The sequence below is a fragment of the Rugosimonospora acidiphila genome, assembly GCF_039543385.1.
Taxonomy (GTDB): Bacteria; Actinomycetota; Actinomycetes; order Mycobacteriales; family Micromonosporaceae; genus Rugosimonospora; species Rugosimonospora acidiphila.
In genome coordinates, this window is record NZ_BAABJQ010000003.1 from 454581 (window position 1) to 472713 (window position 18133).

The following is an 18133-nucleotide window of genomic DNA, read 5'->3' on the forward strand; positions in this document are numbered from 1 at the left end:
ACAGTTACCGTTCCCGGACCGCGTAGGTCAGGTGGGTCACCCGCCGCGTCGGCTCCGCGCGGACCGGCTCCAAAGCCACGCGGCCCGCGTCCACGCCCTCGAACAGGCGGATTCCGGAGCCGAACAGCACGGGTGAGAGCGCGATCGCGAACTCGTCGATCAGGCCGGCGTTCACGTACTCCAGGATCGTCGCGCCGCCGCCCGCGATGCGGACGTCCCGGTCACCGGCGACCTCGCGGGCCTGGTCGAGCGCGGGCTCGATGCCGTCGTTGACGAAGTGGAAGGTGGTTCCGCCCGCCCGCTGCCAAGGTTCACGCTTCTCGTGCGTCACGACGAAGACCGGCGTGTGGAACGGCGCCTCCTCCGGCCACGCCTGCTCGCCGGCGTCGAACATGCGCTTGCCCATCACGCTCGCGCCGGTGCGCTCGAACCAGCTCCGGCGCGACGAACGCGCGCGCTCGTGCGGACGGCCAGCTCAGCGAGACGGCCACGGGAGGTGATCAGCACCGCGGCGCCGGCCGTGCCGGGCAGCAGCGGCCGGACCCGCTCGGCCGTGGCGACGTCTGCGCCGGTCAGACTGCTCACGAGCAGCCGCAGCGTCTGGGCTCGTGCGCCGTGTCCCGCCTCGATGATGCGGATGGTACGGACGGAGACGGTGGTGAGCGTGGCCAGGTCCTCCTGGGTCAGCATCGCGGCGGTGCGGCGCCGCCGGACCCAGGAGGCGAAGCTGGCCGCACGAACGGGGTGGTGGGCCGGCCGTGGCGGACCAGTTGGCCGTCCGCCTGGTGTACCGCCTTGTTCCTGTTCATAGTTCGCTCCCCGCAGTGTCGGCACCGAAGCTGTCGGTCGCACAGCATGCGGCGAATACCGGTCGGGCGCGTCAGGGTGGCGACCCTGATGTTTTCTTCTGCCGGCAGCCGATCTGCACCATCCGGAACGGTGCGAGGAGGGCCAGGTAGGTGACGTCCGGGCCGTAGGCGAGGCGGTCGGGATCGTGGCGATGTCCGAGCCGTAGCCGCCGATCGAGGCCGAACCGGACTTCGCCGAGGAGGGGCCGCTCGCATCGACAACCGAGAGCGGGTGGTGCTGGTGCAGACCAGACCGGACTATCCGCGAAGGGAGGTACGAACGGCCTCGATGGCGTCCGCCAGCTCCTCGTGGCAGTCTTCGCCGCGGTCGATGCAGTCCATGTCGACGCCGCATTCGCGCTGCCGGTCGCGCAGCAGCGGCTCGTTGCCGATGGACGCGACCGGAAAGGCGAACGGGTCGAGGTCCGGCGCCTGGTCCAGGAGCACGTCGAGCGGATCGTTGACTCCATCGCCGACCTGTAGTCCGCCACCGTCGCCGGTGTCGCGGACCACACCGGCCTCGATACCTCTGGTCCACTCGGTGAACAGGGCGGCGAGGCTGGTGGCGGCGCGGACCGTACCCCAGGTGTCGGGGTCGGATTCGAAGCGCCAGATCTCGCCCTCGTACTCGCCGGCAAGCACGAACGTGTAGGTGACGTCCTGGCAGATGAACAGCGGCAGCTGGTGCCGCCAGGGAAACGGTGTGCCGATCGCGAAGGACAGGTAGCGCAGCGACGGGTCGGCCTCGGTCGGCCAGGGTTGGAGCCACGCGCTGTCGGGGAAGATGCGCCGCGAGTCCCAACCCTGGGACTCCAGCCAGACCAGTTCTTCGGCCACGTGGTCCACCTCGAAGGCGCGGTAGACCACCTCGGGCGGCTGCCGACGGGTCGGGGCCGGGAGGTCGGGCCAGGCAAGCCCGGCGCCCGCCGCCGCGGCGCGGTAGGCCTCGGTGGCGGTACGCAGGGCGGGCAGCTCGTCGAGCATCACGGACCTTCCGGTTCCATGCAGGTATCGGTTCCGCCCTGGTCGACCTGGAACCCGAAGCTGGGGTAGTCGAAGGTAAGGGCAAGGTCGTCGACGGTGGTCGCGTACACATCTGCAGCGGAGGGCGTGACGTCAGCGGTTGCGGCGTCGCACGAGGACGTTTCCGTGTCCGATCGGGCTTCTCCCGGTGTGGGATGCCTCAAGTTATTTGAGAAGGAACAGCGCGGCCAACCCGGCGGGGCGGAGTGTCATTCTCTCAGGTTGACATAATGTGCATTATCGAATCGGGACGGAAGTGCGGCGGGAGTACGGCGCCGCGGCCGCCTCAGCGGATTTCGTTGATCCGGATCAGGTTGCCGGCCGGGTCCCGGAAGGCGCAGTCGCGCACGCCGTAGGGCTGCTCGGTCGGTTCCTGGACAACCTCGGCACCGCCGGCCTCCAGCCGTTCGAACGTGTCGTCGAGATCGGTGGTGGCCAGTGTCATGATGCCGTAGGTCCCCTTGGCCATCATCTCGGCGATGGTGCGCCGCTCGTCGTCGGTGACGCCCGGGTCGGCGCCGGGCGGGTGCAGCACGATCGAGGTGCCGGGCTGGCCCACCGGGCCGACCGTGATCCAGCGCATCCCGCCGCGTCCGACGTCGTTGCGGACCTCGAAGCCGAGGATGTCGCGATAGAAGGCCAGGGCCGCGTCCGGGTCGTTGTGCGCCAGGAAGGTCCCGTGAATGCTGAGGTCCATGGCGTTCACGCTACGGGTGGGCCGGCCGCCGGCGCTTCTCGATTCCTGATCGGCCTGGTCACCTGTTTGGCCACACACGACGGCAATTCCGCTGTCGCGTCCGAGGCCTGGCGCCGGTAGACGCTGGGCGGCACGCCGACGAGTTCGGTGAAGCGGGTGCTGAAGGTGCCCAGCGACGCGCAGCCGACCGCGAAGCAGACCTCGGTGACGCTGAGGTCGCCACGGCGTAGCAGCGCCATCGCGCGCTCGATCCGCCGCGTCATCAGGTAGCCGTACGGCGACTCGCCGTAGGCTTTGCGGAATTCGCGGCTGAGGTGCCCGGCCGACAGGTTCACGCCCCGGGCCAGCGCCTCGACGTCCAGTGGCTGCGCGTACTCGCGGTCGATCCGGTCTCGGACGCGCCGCAGCAGCACCAGGTCGCGCAGGTGCCGCGCTGGGTCGAGTCTGCTGGTCACCCGCCGAATCGTGCCACGACGGTCGCGGAGTTGCCCAGCCTGGCCCGGGTGCCCCGGCCCGGCGGCGAATGTTCACCGGGGTGTCGTGAGGAAGTGTCACAGGCGACTGGTAGGAATCTTGAATCAAACTAGTGTTCGGAGGGATGCGATGAGCACCGCGCCAACCGCCGCCCGCGGTCTGTCCACGCAGGACGTCGACTCGATCCGTGACAGCCTCGCCGCCGGGCGCCGGCCCAAGGTGGTGTTCACCGAGTCCGCCGGGCAGATCGCGGGGCAGATCGGGCAGGTCGTGGAGTTGACCGATCCGGACGGCAGCGAGGATTTTCTGGTGGTCCGGTTCGGCCGTGACGAGTTGCCGTTCTCCCCCGTCGACCTGGCCATCGCGCCAAAAAACCCGCCCCGCAAGGCGGCGGCCAAGCCCGAGCCGGAGTTCAAGCTGGCCGATCCGCCGGCCCCGGCCCCCCGAGAGGAGAAGTCAACGATGTCGATGCCTACCGTGGACGAGCAGTCGGACTCCCCCGCCGAGTCGGACTCCCCCGCCGGCGAGCCGGTGGAGGCGGCCAAGCCGGCGCGTAAGGCCGTCAAGCAGGCCAAACCCAAGCCGCAGACCGGGCTGACGGTGACCCTGGCCTACGCCGAGGGTGAGTGGACGGTGGCCGCGCAGCAGGGTGCCAAGGTGCTCGCCAAGCCCTACCTCATCAAGCCCGCCGAGGCGCTGAAGATGGTCGGGCTGCTGGACGTGCCCGGCGTGCAGGAGGCGGTCGAGCAGATCGTGTCCGCCGAGCGGACCGAGGCGCAGCACCAGGCGGACCGGCTGCGCGCCGAGCTGGCCGAGATCGAGGCGAAGCTGGCCGAGCTGGGCGACGCGTCGTAGGGCGCTCGCGCCCGGAGGTGGGCCGGTCCGCGCCCGGCGGACCGGCACCGGTCCCCCGGTCCCCCACAGTCCCGATCCGCGAGCCGGCCCGCCGCGCCAATCGTGGTGGCGGGCCGTGGTGGCGGGCCGGCTCGGGGATTGTGCCGGGCCTAGTGGGGTGGGGCCGGGACCATGATCCGCTTGCGGAACACCCAGTAGGTCCACGCCTGGTAGAGCAGCACGACCGGGGTGAACACCGCCGCCGCCCAGGTCATGATCTTCAGGGTGTAGGGGCTGGACGCGGCGTTGGTCACGGTGAGGCTGTTGGCCGGGTCGATGGTGGAGGGCAGCAGGTCCGGGTAGAGCGTGCCGAACAGTGCCGCCATGGTCAAGACGATGGTGGCGGCGGCGCCGGTGAACGCCCAGCCGTCCCGGCCGCGGACGGTGGCCAGCAGCGCCCCGCACAGGCAGGCCACCGCGGCGGCGGCCAGGATCGCCGCGACCGGGGTGTAGCGCAGGTGCAGCGTCCAGCCCAGGTAGGCCGCCAGGAGCGCGGCGGCGGCCGGTCCGAGTCGCAGGGCCAGCCGGCGGGCCCGCTCGCGCGGCGCGCCGCCGGTCTTGAGGGCCAGGAAGATCGCGCCGTGGGTGGCGAACAGGGCCAGCGTGCACACCGCGCCCAGCAGCACGAACGGGTGCAGCAGTCCGCCCGCTGCCCCGGTGTCGGTGTGCGCGGCGTCCAGCGGCACGCCACGCACCATCGCGGCGAAGATGGCGCCCCAGCCCAGGGCGGGCAGCAGGGAGCCGACGGTGATGGCCGCGTCGGCGCGGCGGCGCCAGGACGGCTCGTCGCGTTTGCCGCGGTACTCCAGGCCGACGCCGCGCACGATCAGGGCAAGGATGATCAGTAGCAGCGGCAGGTAGAAGCCGGACAGCAGGCTGGCGTACCAGTCGGGGAACGCGGCGAAGGTGGCGCCGACGGCGGTGATGACCCACACCTCGTTGCCGTCCCACAGCGGCGCGATGGTGTGCAGCATGGTGCCGCGCTGATCCTGGTCGCGGGCCAGCACGGGCAGCAGCATGCCGACCCCGAAGTCGAAGCCTTCGAGTACGAAGTAGCCGGTCCACAGGAACGCGATGACGGCGAACCAGGCGGTGGGCAGGTGCATGGTGTGCGCTCCCCTCGGTTCAGTACGCGAACGCCAGCGGCGGTTCGTCGTCGGCGGGTTCGCCGGGTGCGGCCGGGTCGGGCAACGGGGCGCGGGCGCCGCGCAGCACCAGCCGGACCTCGATGACGGCCAGCACCGCGTAGAGCAGGGTGAACAGGGTCAGTGAGGTGATCACGTCGGCGGTCGACACGCCGGGCGAGACGCCGTCGGCGGTGCGCAGCTGGCCGAACACGATCCAGGGTTGGCGGCCCACCTCGGTGAAGATCCAGCCGAAGACGCCGCCGAGCAGTGGCAGCAGCGGGGTGACGGCGGCGGCGCGCAGCAGCCACTTCGAGGAGGGGGTCCGGCCGCGACGGGTGCTGTAGAGGCCCCAGGCGGCGGTGAGCATGGCGAGCATCCCGACGCCGATCATGAGTCGGAAGCTCCAGTAGGTGGCCGGGATGATGGGGGCGTAGGAGCCGGGTCCGTACAGCGCCGTGTACTGGGCCTGGAGGTTGTCGATGCCCTGGACCGTGCCGCTGAAGCTGCCGGTGGCCAGGAAGGACAGCAGGCGGGGCAGTTCCAGCGACAGGATCGGGTGGCTGCCGTCCAGGGAGCCGATGGTCAGCACGGAGAACGGGGCCGGCGTGGCGGTGTGGTAGAGCGCCTCGGCGGCGGCCATCTTCATCGGCTGCACGCTGGTCATGATCTTGCCTTGGGTGTCGCCGGTGAGGGCGAGCGCGGCGCCGGAGGCCAGGGTGGTCCAGCCGCCGAGGCGTACCGCGGTGCGCATCGCGGGGGTGTCGTGCGCGTCGCCGGTACGGCGGATCAGCCGCCACAGGCCGACCGCGGTGACCAGAGCGCCGGCGGCGAGGAACGCTCCGGCCAGGGTGTGCGCGAGGGTGATCAGCGCGACCTTGTTGGTCAGTACGGCGACGAAGTCGGTGAGCTGTGCGCGGCCGGTGGCCGGGTCGATGCGGTACCCGACGGGGTGCTGCATCCAGGAGTTGGCGGCCAGGATGAAGTAGGCGGACAGCAGGCTTCCGGTCGCGGTGATCCAGATGGTGGCCAGGTGCAGCCGGCGTGGTAGCCGGTCCCAGCCGAAGACCCACAGGCCGATGAAGGTCGATTCGAGGAAGAAGGCGACCATCCCCTCCAGCGCCAGTGGGGCGCCGAAGACGTCGCCGACGAACCGGGAGTAGTCGCTCCAGTTCATGCCGAGCTGGAACTCCTGCACGATGCCGGTGACCACCCCCATGGCGATGTTGATGAGGAACAGCTGCCCGTAGAGGCGGGTCAGCTGGTACCACCGGGGGTGACCGGTGCGTACCCAGGCGGTGTGCATGCCGGCCACCAGGAAAGAAAGGCCGATGGTCAGCGGTACGAACAGGAAGTGGTACACGGTGGTGATACCGAACTGCCACCGGGAGACGTCGAGGGAGTTCACCGTGATCGCCTCATCTCTATCCTCGCTACATGTAGGCAACCAACGTATCCCGCCGGTGGGTGCTCTCCCCCGCCCCGGCCCCCCGATGTGCCGTGGGCCACTGCCGGGGGTGCCGGCGTGAGCGCGCCCGGCCCGCCGCCCTCCGCGCCCGAGCCACCGTCCCCGTCCCCGTCGATGCCGCTGGCGCCGGGCCCGGCCGCCGCCGAGGGGGCGCCGCCGTCCGGGCCGAATGGTGGGGTGACGCCGTGGCGGGCGCCCCTGCTGTGGCGGGGCCTGCTGCTGGCCTCGCGCGTCGCGCTGCTGCCGGTGTGCCGGCTGCGGGTCACCGGCGCCCAGCCGCTGGCCGGGGCGCCGGTGATCCTGGCCGCCAACCACATCGGCGCCGCCGACCCGGTGGTGCTCATGGCCGCCTGCCGGGTACGCCGCGTCGCGCCACGCATCATGGCCACCGGTGGACTGTTCCGGGCCCCCGTACTCGGCCCCGTGCTGCGCCGCAGCGGGCAGATCCGGGTGGACCGGCGCCGGGTCGACGTGACCGCCGCGCTGCCGGCCGCCCGGGCCGCCCTGGACCAGGGCTCGGCGCTGCTGGCCTACCCCGAGGGCCGGATCACCCTGGATCCCGGCGGCTGGCCGGAGCGGGGCCGCACCGGACTGGCCCGGCTGGCCCACGACACCGGGGCGCCGGTGGTGCCGGTGGCGCAGTGGGGCGCGCACCTGCTCGCGCCGTGGGGCGCGCCGCGCGGCCTGGTCGGACGGCTGCTGTGGGCGCTGGTACACCGCCCGGTCATCCGGGTCCACTTCGCCGAGCCGCTGGACCTGACCGGCACCCGCGTGCCGCAGGCGACCGACCAGATCATGGCGGCGCTGACCGAGCAGTTGGCCGCGCTGCGCCCCGACGAGCCGGAACTGCCCGCCTGGGTCGACCCGAACCGCCCGCTGTCCACCGCCCGGTCCCGCACCCGGCCGCGCTGAGGCCCCGCACCCGCCCGGTCACCGGTGTGCTTCAGTTACCGGCCAGCCCGCCCGGCCGGGTGCGGATCCTCAGCTGCTGGGCCTGCGCTGACGCAGGAACGCCAGCACCGCCTCCCGGGTGGTGCGCACGCCCAGCGTCTGGCGGGCCTGCGCGATGCGCCGGTTCGCGGTGCGCAGCGACAGGTACTCCGCCGCCGCCGCGGCCGCGATCGTCTCGCCGTTGGCCAGCCGCTCCAGCAGGGCCCGCTGCTCGGGCAGCAGGCTGGTCGGCTCGGGCACCGCGAGGATGGACTCGCCGTTGCCGACGTCGGCCTCGGGGTCCCGGATGACCGGCCCGAGCCGGCCCAGGTCGGCCAGCAGTGCCCGCCCCACCTCACTGGTGATGTCCGCGATGGCGACCACCCCGGCGCCCCGGCTGGCGGCGGCCACGGCCAGCTGCGCGGTGTCCAGGTCGGCCACCCGGCCGTAGAGCACCAGCCGCATCACGGTCAGATCGCAGGCCGGCTCCGCCAGCACGAATCCCTCCCGGGTGCGCCAGCCAGCGCGGGCGAGCCGGCGCAGTGCGCTGACCGCCTCGTTGCCCGTGGGGACCACGTAGCGGGGGGTACTCATCCGAGAACCTCCAGGGCGACGGTTGCAGCCTCCACCCGGGTACACGCGACGATCCCACGCGTTCCCGAGTGGATGTGCGTCTCCACCGTCTCGCGACAGATGGCAGGCTGTCCAGCGATCCCGCGGGTCGGCTCGCCGGTGCGCGGTGCCGGCGGCCCCCACCCGCGCGGCGCCACGGCGGCCGCGGTGGTCGGCGTACCGGAATGGATACCCAGCGCCCGCATGTGCGACACCCTACTGCCGGTCGGGGTCGGTAAGGTGCGGCTCGTGAACGTCCGCTACCCCTTTCTGGACGCGCCCACCCCGCTGGCCTTCGCCCATCGCGGCGGGGCGGCGCAGGGCGACGAGAACACCGTGGAGGCCTTCGGCCGGGCCGTGGCGATGGGCTACCGCTACGTGGAGACCGACGTGCAGGCCACCTCCGACGGGGTCGCGGTGGTGTTCCACGACGACACCCTGCACCGGATCTTCGGCCGCGACGCCCGGGTCGACGCGCTGCGCTACGCCGACCTGGCCAGCATCCAGGTCGACGGCGACCCGGTCGTGCCCCGGCTGGAGGAGGTCATCGCCGCGTGGCCGACGGTGCGGTTCAACATCGACGTCAAGTGCGACGCCGCGATCACCCCGGTCGTCGAGGTGGTACGCCGTACCGGCGCCCTGGACCGGGTGCTGCTGGCCGCGTTCGCCGACGCCCGTACCGCCCGGCTGCGCGCCGAACTCGGCCCGACGCTGGCCACCTCGCTCGGTACCCGGGCGGCGGCCACCCTGTTCGCCGCGTCCCGCCTGGGCCGCGGCGCCACCCGGGCCACCCAGGGCGTGGCCGCGGCCCAGGTGCCGCCGACGGCCGGCGGGCTGCGGCTGGTGGACCGCCGCTTCGTGCGCTACGCCCACCGGCTGGGCCTGCAGGTGCACGTCTGGACGATCGACGACGCGAAACGGATGCACGAGTTACTGGATCTCGGGGTGGATGGCATCATGACCGATCACATCGACGTGCTGCGCGACGTCTACACCCAACGCGGCCACTGGCCGCCCGCCTGAGCCCGGGGACCACGACATGACCGCCGAGTCCACCGCACCCACCGGCGACCACCTCGCACCGCCCACGCCGGACCCGCCACGCTCCGACCGGCGCGAACGCACCGGCTGGTACTTCTACGACTGGGCCAACTCGGCGTTCGCCACCACCGTGGTGACCGTGTTCCTCGGCCCGTACCTGGGGTCGGTCGCCGACAACGCGGCCGACGCGCACGGTCGGGTGCACCCGCTGGGCATCCCGGTGGCCGCCGGTTCCCTGTTCGCCTACACCGTCTCGCTGTCGGTGCTGCTGACCGTGTTCATCCTGCCGGTGGTCGGCGCCGTGGCCGACCGGTCCGCCCGTAAGAAGCAGCTGCTGGCGCTGTTCACGTACCTCGGCGCCGCGGCCACCGTCGCGCTGGTGTTCGTCACCGGTGACCGGTACCTGCTCGGCGCGCTGCTGTTCCTGTTCGCCAACATCTGCTACGGCGCGACCAACGTGGTGTACAACTCGTTCCTGCCGCAGCTGGCCGGCCCCGACGATCGCGACCGCATCTCCAGCGTCGGCTGGGCGATCGGCTACATCGGCGGCGGGCTGCTGCTGGGCCTCAACGTGATCGCGGTGCAGTTCGGCGGCGACGCGCACGAGTCGCTGGTGGCCCGGTGGTGCCTGGTGTCGGCCGGGCTGTGGTGGGCGGCGTTCACCACCATCCCGCTGGTGCGGCTGCGCAACCGGCCCGCCGTGGCCGGGCAGCGGCACGGCTCGGTGCTCACCGACGGGTTCCGCCAGCTCGGCCGTACCCTGCGCCACCTGGCCGGTTACCGGCTGACGCTGCTGTTCCTGGTCGCGTACCTGATCTACAACGACGGCATCCAGACCGTGGTCACCCTGGCCGGCGTGTACGCCGACAAGCAGCTGCACCTGTCCCAGTCGGTACGGGTGGAGACGATCCTGCTGGTGCAGTTCCTCGCGTTCTTCGGGGCCTGGGCGATGGGCCGGGTAGCGGCGCGGATCGGCGGGCAGCGCACGGTGCTGGGCAGCCTGGTGGTGTGGGTGGTCGCGCTGGGCCTGGCGTACCTGCTGCCGGCCGGCCGGGCGATCCCGTTCGTGCTGCTGGGCTGCCTGATCGGCATCGTGCTGGGCGGCAGCCAGGCGCTGAGCCGGTCGCTGTTCAGCCAGCTGATCCCGCACGGGCAGGAGGCGGAGTACTTCGGCCTGTACGAGATCTCCTCCGACGGGACGAGCTGGCTGGGGCCGCTGCTGTTCGGCCTGGCGTACCAGATCACCCACACCTACCGGGCGGCGATCGTGTCGCTGCTGGTGTTCTTCGTGGTCGGGTTCGTGGCGCTGCTGGCGGTGCCGATGCGCCGGGCCGTCATCGCGGCCGGCAACGCCGCTCCCCGGCTGCTGTGAGACAGCCCCCGGTCGGTCCGCCCCCGACCGGGGCCACCCGGCCGAGACCCGGCCCCGACGCCGTTGCCCGGCACGAACGGGGCGGGCCCGGCGCCGGTGCGCGCTCGGGCGCCCTTGCGGACGTACCGGCCGGTAACCAGACTGGCGGCATGTCCCGTTTCGTGCAGCCGGTACCGGCCCTCGGCGACCCGTACGCCTCCGACCACGTCCTGCGCTCCCACCTCGACCGGATCCTCGGTCCCGACGGCCACGCCGCGGCGGCCGGGCGCCTCGCCGCGCTGGGCGCCCAGGTGGTCTCGACGCTGCGCGACGCGCACGCCGAAGCGGAGGCCCACCCGCCGGTGCTGCGCCGCTACGATGCGTGGGGCGCCCGGATCGACGCGATCGACACGTCGCCCGGCTGGCAGGCCCAGCGCCGCGCCGCCGCCGCCCACGCCCTGGTCGCCACGCCTTACTTGCCTGAAGCAAGACAGTCCTTCGGGGTGCACGCCAGGGTTGTGCAGCACGCCCTGCTGCACCTGTACGGCCCGGAGTCGGCCACCTTCAGCTGCCCGGTGGCGATGAGCGACGGCGCCGCCGCGCTGCTGAGCCGCCCCGACGTCGACGCCTCGGTCCGCGACTCCTGGCTACCTGGGCTGATCTCCACCGACCCGGACACCGCGATCACCAGCGGGCAGTGGATGACCGAGGCGCAGGGCGGCTCCGACATCTCCCGCTCCGACACCTCGGCCCGCCGGGACGGTGACGGCTGGCGGGTCACCGGGGAGAAGTGGTTCTGCTCAGCCGCCGACTCCGCGATGGCCGTCGCGCTGGCCCGCCCGGCCGGCGCCGGCCCGGGCAGCCGCAACCTCGCCCCGTTCCTCATCCCCCGCTTCGGACCCGACGGCGGCCCGGCACCCGGCATCACGCTGCACCGGCTCAAGGACAAGCTCGGCACCCGGGCCGTGCCCACCGCCGAGATCGGCCTGACCGACGCGTCCGCGCTGCCGCTCGGCGAGCCCGGCGAGGGGGGCCTGCACCGGATGATGACCCTGGTCGTGGTCACCCGGGTGCACAACGCCGCCGCCGCGGCCGCCGGCATGCGCAGGGGCCTGGACTACGCGCGGGCCTACGCCGGCGCGCGGCGGGTGGCCGGCGGGCAGCTGTCGGGCAACCCGCTGCACCGCGCCACGCTGGGCACCCTCGCGGTGCACGCCCAGGCCGCGTACGCCCTGGCCGCGCACGCGTTCACCCTGCTGGGCCGGGTCGAGGTGGCCGCCGACGCGGCCGCCGAGGCGGAGCTGCGACTGGTCGCGCCGCTGGCCAAGCTGCTGACCGGGAAGCTGGCCGTCGCCTCGGCCAGCGAATACCTCGAATGCTTCGGTGGCGCCGGGTTCGTCGAGGACACCGGCATCCCGCGCCTGCTGCGTGACGCCCAGGTCCTGCCGATCTGGGAGGGCACCACCAACGTGCTGTCCCTGGACGTGCTGCGGGCGCTGAGCCGCGACGAGGGCGTCGAGCAGCTGACCGGCCGGGTGGGTGCCGCGGCGCAACTGACGGGAATCCGACTGCCCCGCCTGGCCGGGATCCTCGAAACCGGCCTGGCGCAGGCGCGCGACCAGATCGGGTACGCGGCGAAGGACCCGACCGCACCGGCGACGGTGGCCGGGGCCCGCGGCCTGGCCCTGCGGTTGGGCGTCCTGCTGAGCGCGGCGTTGCTGGCCGAACACGCTGCGTACGGTGCTGGGCGGGGTGAGGAGGGCCCGGCGGTGGCCGCGCAGCTGTGGGCGCGCCAGCAGTTGGCCGGGCAGGACATCGCCGAGGACGCCCACCGGCACGTAGAGATCCTTTGAGACGCCCGCTGACTGGGAGAAGCCGGCCGACGCGGGCTAGGCTGGACAGGTCTGACGATTAGACGGGGAATCGTCAGACTGAGCGCATCGTTACACCCTGTACCGACTCAACAGACCCGAAAGGGGAAAGGCCGATCATGGGCGAGCGCATGCTGCGCGGAAGCCGCCTCGGAGCAGTCAGCTACGAGTCCGACCGCAACACCGAGCTGGCTCCGCGACAGACCCGCGAATACCTCTGCGCCCGCGGGCACCAGTTCGAGGTGCCGTTCGCCGTGGACGCCGAGGTGCCGACGACCTGGGAGTGCAAGTTCGACGGAACCGTGGCACGCCTGGTCGATGGTAGCGAGCCGGAGCAGAAGAAGGCCAAGCCGCCGCGTACCCACTGGGACATGCTGCTGGAGCGGCGTTCCATCGCGGAGCTGGAGGACATCCTGGCCGAGCGGCTGGAAGAGGTACGGACCCGGCGCGGCCGGATCTGAGCGGATCGCGCGACACGCGAAGCCGCCTGGAGCCGATCGGCTCCAGGCGGCTTTTCCGTGCCCTTACTCACCCCTCGTGACCTGAGCCACCCTTCGTGCCCTCAGTCACCCTTCGTGCCCTCCACGACCCCTCGTGCCCACCTGCCCGGTTGGGGCACGGTGGTGCCGGTCAGCCATCCAGGGTGCGTTTCTGCGGGTGCACCGTCTGGCCCTGGGCCAGCGCGTCGACGAACTGCGCGATGCGCCGGGCCCGGGTATCGGCCCGCTTGGCGGCCTCGACGCGGTGCAGCACCGAGTAGCGGTTCTGCGAGGTGAGGATGTCGAACATCGCCTGGGCCCGGGGTGACGCGGCCAGCGCGGCGGCGAGGTCCTCCGGTACCTCGGCGGTGGCCGGCCCCGCGTAGGCAGCCTCCCACCGGCCGTCGGCCTTGGCCAACTCGATCTGCGCCAGGCCGGCCGGGCGCATCCGGCCCGCGTCGATCAGCCGGGCGGTCATCGCGACGTTGCGCGCCGACCAGCGGCTACGCGGTCCGCGCGGGGTGAACCGCTGCCAGTAAGTGGTCTCGTCGCCCCGCCGGACCTGGCTGTCGATCCAGCCGTGGCACAGCGCCTCGTCCAACGCCTGGTCGTAGGTCAGGCTGGTGGGCCGGGTCGTGTTCCGCTTGGCCAGCGTCAACCACACCCCGGCCGAGTCGGCGTGATGTTCGCCCAGCCACCGCCCCCAGGCCCGCTCGTCGGCCACGGTCAACTCCACGATGTCGTCGCTCACCCCCGCGACGCTACGGCAGGACCCGGTCAGGGACGGTCCTTGATCGCCCCCCAGCCGCGCGTCGGCGGGCGTGCCCGGCCTCACCGCAGGGCCAGTCGGCCGACACCCAGGCGGCCGACCTCGGCGGTCTCGTCGTCGGTGCGGTGCCCCGAAGGCGCCCGAATGGATCAAGCGTGGGGTCGAGGCTTGCCCGCGGCGCTCCCGCCGCGCGGGCTCTTACCGGGGGTCGATGATCTCGCCCTCGATCGGGGCGCCGCGCTGCGCGCCCGAGGGCTGCGGGTCGTGCAACGGCTGCCCCGGGCGTACCCGTACCCGCCGGGGGCCGAACAGGTCACCGGCCACCGCCGAGGACAGCTGGCGCTCGGCCAGCCGCTGCATCCCGACCCCGGCCAGCCTGCGCACCGGCGGCACCAGCAGGGCCAACCCCAGCACGCCGGTGATGAATCCGGGCACCGCCAGCAGCAGCCCGCCGAGCAGGCCGAGCAGGCCCTGGCTGACGTCGGAGCCCATCGGCCGCCCGTCCATGCCGGCGGCCCGCAGCCGCCGCCAGGCCCGCGCGCCCTCCCGGCGCAGCAGCCCGCCGCCCACCAGCGACAAGGCCAGCAGCAGAACCACCGCCAGTAGGGCCCCGAGCCAATGCGCTACCAGTACGAAAGCGACAATCTCGGCAGCGATCAGGACGATGAGGCCAATCGCGGCCAAACCCACAACTCGCTGCATGAGCGGCCTCCCTGAGCCGAATGACGGCTCACGCCGTCCACCCCCCGTTCAACAATGGCACGCCGGTGCGCGTTCCCCGCGACCAGGCACGCCCTCACGCCAACGCGTCGGGCCGCTCGGCCTCATCGGAGCCGGCCCGGTCGGAGCGGGCCTGGTCGGAGCGGGCCTGGTCGCCCAGCGACCGGCCGGCCAGGGCGACCCGTCGGCGGTCCCGGCGCACCACGCCGGCCGCTACCAGCAGCAGCACCGCCACGCCGGCCAGCACGAACTCCGGCACCGCGCCCAGCCGGGTAGCCAGCGTCTGCTCCTGCCCCAGCCGCAGCGTGCGGACCAATTCCGCCGCGGTGTTGAACTGGGTGGCGTCGTGCACCTTGCCGTCGGACGTGACGAACGCCGAGACCCCCACCGTGGAGGCCATCAACGCGTCCCGGCCGTGCTCCACTGCCCGCAACTGCACCATGGCCAACTGCTGGCGGGCCTCGGCCGTGGTGAAGTCGGCGTTGTTGGTCTGCACCGTGATCAGCTGTCCGCCGCCGGTGACCGACGAGCGGACCAGGTTGTCGTAGGCGATCTCGAAGCAGATCACGTCGCCGACCGTGGCCGGGCCCATGTTCAACACCCCGGAACGGTGCCCGGGCACGAAGTTGCCGACCAGGGCGGCGCGGCTACTGACCATCTGCGCCAGCCCGCGCATCGGCATGTACTCGGCGAACGGGACCGGGTGCTGCTTGACGTAGTACGGGGTGACCGGGCCGGTACCCGGCTGCCAGACGATCCCGGCGTTGCGCAGGTTCTGCCCCGGCCCCTCCAGCACCGCGCCGACCAGGATCGGCGCCTTGATCTCGGTGGCCGCCTCGTTGATCTCCGCCCGGGCGTCCGCGTCCTGCGGGATCAGCGGGTCGATGTCGCTGGAGTTCTCCGGCCAGATCACGATGTCCGGCTGCTTCGCGGTGCCCGCCGCGACCCGCTGAGCCAGCTTCAGAGTGGCGTTGGCGTGGTCGTCGAGCACCGCCCGGCGCTGGGCGTTGAAGTCCAGCCCCAACCGGGGCACGTTGCCCTGGATCACCGCGACCGTCAGCGTCTTGCCGTTCGGCTGGGTCAGCGGCACCACCAGCCCGGCCAGCACCACCAGCACGGCGCCCAGCGCGGCCGCCCCGCCCAGGATCCGGCCCCGCCGCGGCAGCGACCGCCACGGCCGCCACACCGCCGCGGCCAGCAACCCGCCGCACAGCGCCACCGCGAACGTGACCAGCGGGGCGCCGCCGAGGGCGGCGAACCTCAGCAGCGCCGAGTCGCCCTGGCTGAACGCCAGGCGCCCCCAGGGGAAGCCACCGAACGGCTCCCGGTCGCGCAGCGCCTCCTGGCCCACCCACAGGGTGGCCGTCACCAGCGGCCACACCCACCGGTGCCGGTCGATCAGCGGGCCGCACCACGCCGCCGCGAGCCCCAGCACCGCCAGGTACCCGGCCTGCGAGGCCGCCAACAGCAGCCACGGGGCCACCCCGCCCACGATGTGGGTCCAGTCCAGCAGCGGCGCGAACAGCGCCGCCCCGGCCAGCGCCCCCAGGCCGGCACCGGCACGCAACCGGCGGCGGTGCACCGCCACCGCGAGCAGGCCGACCCCGACCGGCGCCAGCCACCACTGGCCGTACGGCGGGAAGGACAGCAGCATCGCCCCGCCGGCGGCCAGCGCCAGGACCACCCCGACCCACAGCGGCACGCCACCCCGACCGGTCGCCGCCGGCCCGGCCGCGTCCCCGGTCAGGGCCGGTTCGGACATCTGAGCCTCGGAGGCGGCAGCCTCGCGCGCCGGCTCGCCGGTCTGCTGCGGGGCCGGCGGCTCACCGGCCGGTTGGGGGGCGGGCTCACCGATCGCCTCGATCGCCGTCATGCGTTCACCACCCGTCTACTGTGCCCCATCTCGCTCAAAGGACGCCGAGCGGAGTCACCGATCTGGATCACTAACGGCCCGCCGAACCAGGACACCCGCCGCGAAACAGGCACTGATCGGGGTGTCAGGGGCGAAAGAGGAGAAGACAGGCAAGAGCCGGGCAAAGGAATCGGGGCGCGGCCACTGGCCGCGCCCCGTGCTCCCAGGCCCTCCCAGGCCGGTGCGGCAGCTACGATCCCCCGCGACCTTCGGACCGATCCGATACGAGCTGGCCGCCCGCACCTGACCGTTGTCTACTGGCCGCGTTTAACCCCCTGCCCGTACCACCGATGCGACAACAGACGCGTGTCGCCCCGCCAAACCCCCGCCCGCTGGGCCTGGCCGCCGCGGCGGCTGGTTCGCCACCGCTCGACCAGCGGACGAAGGGACGACACGCACCTTGTCGCTCCCCGAAGTAGGACCAGATGACGGTACGCGCTGCCCCCCGGAGCCTGTCAACGGGTCCCCTCGGATCAGGCACGACCACCCGGCGTGTCGCGGCTGGCGTGTCGACCCGCCCACGCGCTACCGCGCCGCGAACCGCACCCCGGACAGCCGTGAACGCAGCAACCCCGCCGCCGCGTCCGGATGGTCCGCCGCCAGCAACCCGGCCGCGGCCAACACCCCGTCGACGTCCACCACGACCTGCGCCGACCGGGGCGGCGCCCACCCGCCCCCATGGTCGCCCAACGCCTCGGCCAGGACCCGCCCCGCCAACCCCGGCGGACCGTGCCGCAGCACCCCACCCGAACCGATCAGCAGCCGCACCCCGCGAAGGTCCCGACCCGTCCCACCATCCGGTCCCGGCCGGGCATGGCGGCGCAGCGCCACCGTGGTCGCCAACCCCGCCAACCGGGCGTCCACCGCCCAACCCGCCGCGTCCACCGGTAACAGCCCCGCATCGGCCACCCGCGCCGCCGCCGCCGCAGCCAGCACCTCACGCTCACCATCGGCCAGCAACCGCTGCCCGGCGGCGGCCTCCACCACCCCGGCGGCACCGACCCGCATGCCCAGGTCACCCTCCACCGTCCGGCCACGCCACAGCGTCCCGGCCACCTCCCGCGCCGCCCCGCCCTCATCCGGCGCCAGCACCGAGTACACGTCCGTGGTCGCCCCACCCACGTCCACCACCGCCAGGTCCCCGTCCAACGTTTCGCCCAGCAACTCCACCCCGCCCAGCACCACCTCCGGCGTGGCGCCCCGCACCAGCGACGCGAACCGCCGACCCCGCGACAACCGCTTGCCGCCGATCACATGCCGCAGGAACACCTCCCGAATCGCGGCCCGCGCCGGCCCCGCGTCCAGCACCCCGATGCGCGGCAACACGTTGCCGGCCGCGACCACCGGCACCCCCGCCGCCGTCAACCGCCCCACCACCTCGTCCCGGGCCTCCGCGTTGCCCGCCGCCACCACCGGCACCCGTGGCCGCATCCGGGCCAGCCGGGCCGCGTTGTGCGTCAACACCTGCGCGTCGCCGCCATCCGTGCCACCCACCAGCAGCACCACATCCGGGCGCGCCTCGACCAGCCCCGCCACCCCCGACGCGTCCAGCGGCCCGGCGCACACCCGCACCACCCGGGCACCGGCCGACAACCCGACCCGCTCACCCGCCGACGCGGTCACCAACCGCTCGTACCCGACCACCGCCAACCGCAGCCCGCCACCCGCGCTCGAACACACCCGCAGCGGGTACCCGTCACCGCCGGCCGCGGACACCGCCGCGGCCAACCCGTCCAGCACATCCGTGTCCGCCGTCGTCCGATGCGCCGCCGCCCCGACCAGCGCCCCGCCGGCCAGGTCGACCACCACCACCTTGGTGAACGTCGACCCGACATCCGCGCAGACCACCAACCGCGGCCCGGCCCGACGCGCGGCACGCTCGACCACCGGCGCGGGCCGCGCCGCCCCGCCACCCCGACC

17 protein-coding genes and 1 pseudogene are annotated in these 18133 nt (G+C 73.1%); 6 read left to right on the top strand and 12 right to left on the bottom strand.

Annotation, left to right across the window (positions count from 1 at the left end):
* Positions 1-4 precede the first annotated feature (4 nt).
* From ABEA87_RS07305 to ABEA87_RS07325, 5 genes and pseudogenes are all read right to left on the bottom strand, one after another.
* Positions 5-439, bottom strand: a pseudogene (locus ABEA87_RS07305) (dihydrofolate reductase family protein); the annotation flags it as partial.
* Positions 406-690, bottom strand: coding sequence for a hypothetical protein (locus ABEA87_RS07310; protein WP_345627252.1), 285 nt, complete (start codon positions 688-690; stop codon positions 406-408). The gene ABEA87_RS07310 and the pseudogene ABEA87_RS07305, both read right to left, overlap by 34 nt.
* A gap of 416 nt (positions 691-1106) precedes the next feature.
* Positions 1107-1832, bottom strand: coding sequence for a hypothetical protein (locus ABEA87_RS07315; protein WP_345627253.1), 726 nt, complete (start codon positions 1830-1832; stop codon positions 1107-1109).
* A 325-nt stretch (positions 1833-2157) separates the two neighbouring features.
* Positions 2158-2568 (bottom strand): VOC family protein, encoded by a 411-nt coding sequence (locus ABEA87_RS07320; RefSeq protein ID WP_345627255.1) that lies wholly within the window; start codon positions 2566-2568, stop codon positions 2158-2160.
* Positions 2569-2573: 5 nt separating this feature from the next.
* Complete coding sequence (locus ABEA87_RS07325; RefSeq protein ID WP_345627257.1) at positions 2574-3023, bottom strand: helix-turn-helix transcriptional regulator; 450 nt, start codon at positions 3021-3023, stop codon at positions 2574-2576.
* Positions 3024-3171: 148 nt separating this feature from the next.
* Here ABEA87_RS07325 and ABEA87_RS07330 point away from each other — a divergent pair, with 148 nt between their 5' ends.
* Positions 3172-3897, top strand: a complete 726-nt coding sequence (locus tag ABEA87_RS07330; protein ID WP_345627259.1) for a hypothetical protein — start codon at positions 3172-3174, stop codon at positions 3895-3897.
* A gap of 149 nt (positions 3898-4046) precedes the next feature.
* On the opposite strand, the gene cydB is transcribed toward ABEA87_RS07330, so the two are convergent.
* Together cydB and ABEA87_RS07340 are read right to left on the bottom strand one after the other, a co-directional pair.
* On the bottom strand, positions 4047-5042 hold the full coding sequence (gene cydB, locus ABEA87_RS07335) for a cytochrome d ubiquinol oxidase subunit II (protein ID WP_345627260.1): 996 nt from the start codon (positions 5040-5042) through the stop codon (positions 4047-4049).
* Between the two features lie 19 nt (positions 5043-5061).
* Complete coding sequence (locus ABEA87_RS07340; protein ID WP_345627261.1) at positions 5062-6468, bottom strand: cytochrome ubiquinol oxidase subunit I; 1407 nt, start codon at positions 6466-6468, stop codon at positions 5062-5064.
* 174 nt (positions 6469-6642) lie between these two features.
* On the opposite strand from ABEA87_RS07340, the gene ABEA87_RS07345 reads away from it, so the two are divergent.
* The gene (locus ABEA87_RS07345) at positions 6643-7440 is read left to right on the top strand and encodes a lysophospholipid acyltransferase family protein (protein WP_425570791.1); all 798 of its coding nucleotides are present in this window, start codon (positions 6643-6645) and stop codon (positions 7438-7440) included.
* 69 nt (positions 7441-7509) lie between these two features.
* On the opposite strand, the gene ABEA87_RS07350 is transcribed toward ABEA87_RS07345, so the two are convergent.
* Positions 7510-8052, bottom strand: a complete 543-nt coding sequence (locus tag ABEA87_RS07350) for a LuxR family transcriptional regulator (protein WP_345627264.1) — start codon at positions 8050-8052, stop codon at positions 7510-7512.
* A 222-nt stretch (positions 8053-8274) separates the two neighbouring features.
* On the opposite strand from ABEA87_RS07350, the gene ABEA87_RS07355 reads away from it, so the two are divergent.
* The 4 genes from ABEA87_RS07355 to ABEA87_RS07370 all read left to right on the top strand — a co-directional run bounded on the left by ABEA87_RS07355 (position 8275) and on the right by ABEA87_RS07370 (position 12794).
* Entirely contained in the window at positions 8275-9093 is an 819-nt protein-coding gene (locus ABEA87_RS07355) for a glycerophosphodiester phosphodiesterase family protein (protein ID WP_345627370.1), read from the top strand.
* A 16-nt stretch (positions 9094-9109) separates the two neighbouring features.
* Positions 9110-10483, top strand: a complete 1374-nt coding sequence (locus ABEA87_RS07360; protein WP_345627265.1) for an MFS transporter — start codon at positions 9110-9112, stop codon at positions 10481-10483.
* 149 nt (positions 10484-10632) lie between these two features.
* Positions 10633-12315, top strand: coding sequence for an acyl-CoA dehydrogenase family protein (locus tag ABEA87_RS07365; RefSeq protein WP_345627267.1), 1683 nt, complete (start codon positions 10633-10635; stop codon positions 12313-12315).
* Positions 12316-12452: 137 nt separating this feature from the next.
* Positions 12453-12794 carry an RNA polymerase-binding protein RbpA gene (locus ABEA87_RS07370; protein WP_345627269.1) on the top strand — a complete coding sequence of 114 codons (342 nt, stop codon included), beginning with the start codon at positions 12453-12455 and terminating at the stop codon, positions 12792-12794.
* Between the two features lie 169 nt (positions 12795-12963).
* Here ABEA87_RS07370 and ABEA87_RS07375 read toward each other — a convergent pair whose 3' ends face one another.
* The 4 genes from ABEA87_RS07375 to ABEA87_RS07390 all read right to left on the bottom strand — a co-directional run bounded on the left by ABEA87_RS07375 (position 12964) and on the right by ABEA87_RS07390 (position 18064).
* Positions 12964-13563, bottom strand: coding sequence for a YdeI/OmpD-associated family protein (locus ABEA87_RS07375; protein ID WP_345627270.1), 600 nt, complete (start codon positions 13561-13563; stop codon positions 12964-12966).
* A 216-nt stretch (positions 13564-13779) separates the two neighbouring features.
* A complete protein-coding gene (locus ABEA87_RS07380; RefSeq protein ID WP_345627272.1) occupies positions 13780-14283 on the bottom strand; it encodes an FxsA family protein in 504 nt (167 codons plus the stop codon).
* 94 nt (positions 14284-14377) lie between these two features.
* Positions 14378-16063, bottom strand: a complete 1686-nt coding sequence (lnt, locus tag ABEA87_RS07385) for an apolipoprotein N-acyltransferase (RefSeq protein WP_345627372.1) — start codon at positions 16061-16063, stop codon at positions 14378-14380.
* Between the two features lie 675 nt (positions 16064-16738).
* The gene (locus tag ABEA87_RS07390; RefSeq protein WP_345627374.1) at positions 16739-18064 is read right to left on the bottom strand and encodes a glutamate mutase L; all 1326 of its coding nucleotides are present in this window, start codon (positions 18062-18064) and stop codon (positions 16739-16741) included.
* Between the last annotated feature and the right edge of the window lie 69 nt (positions 18065-18133).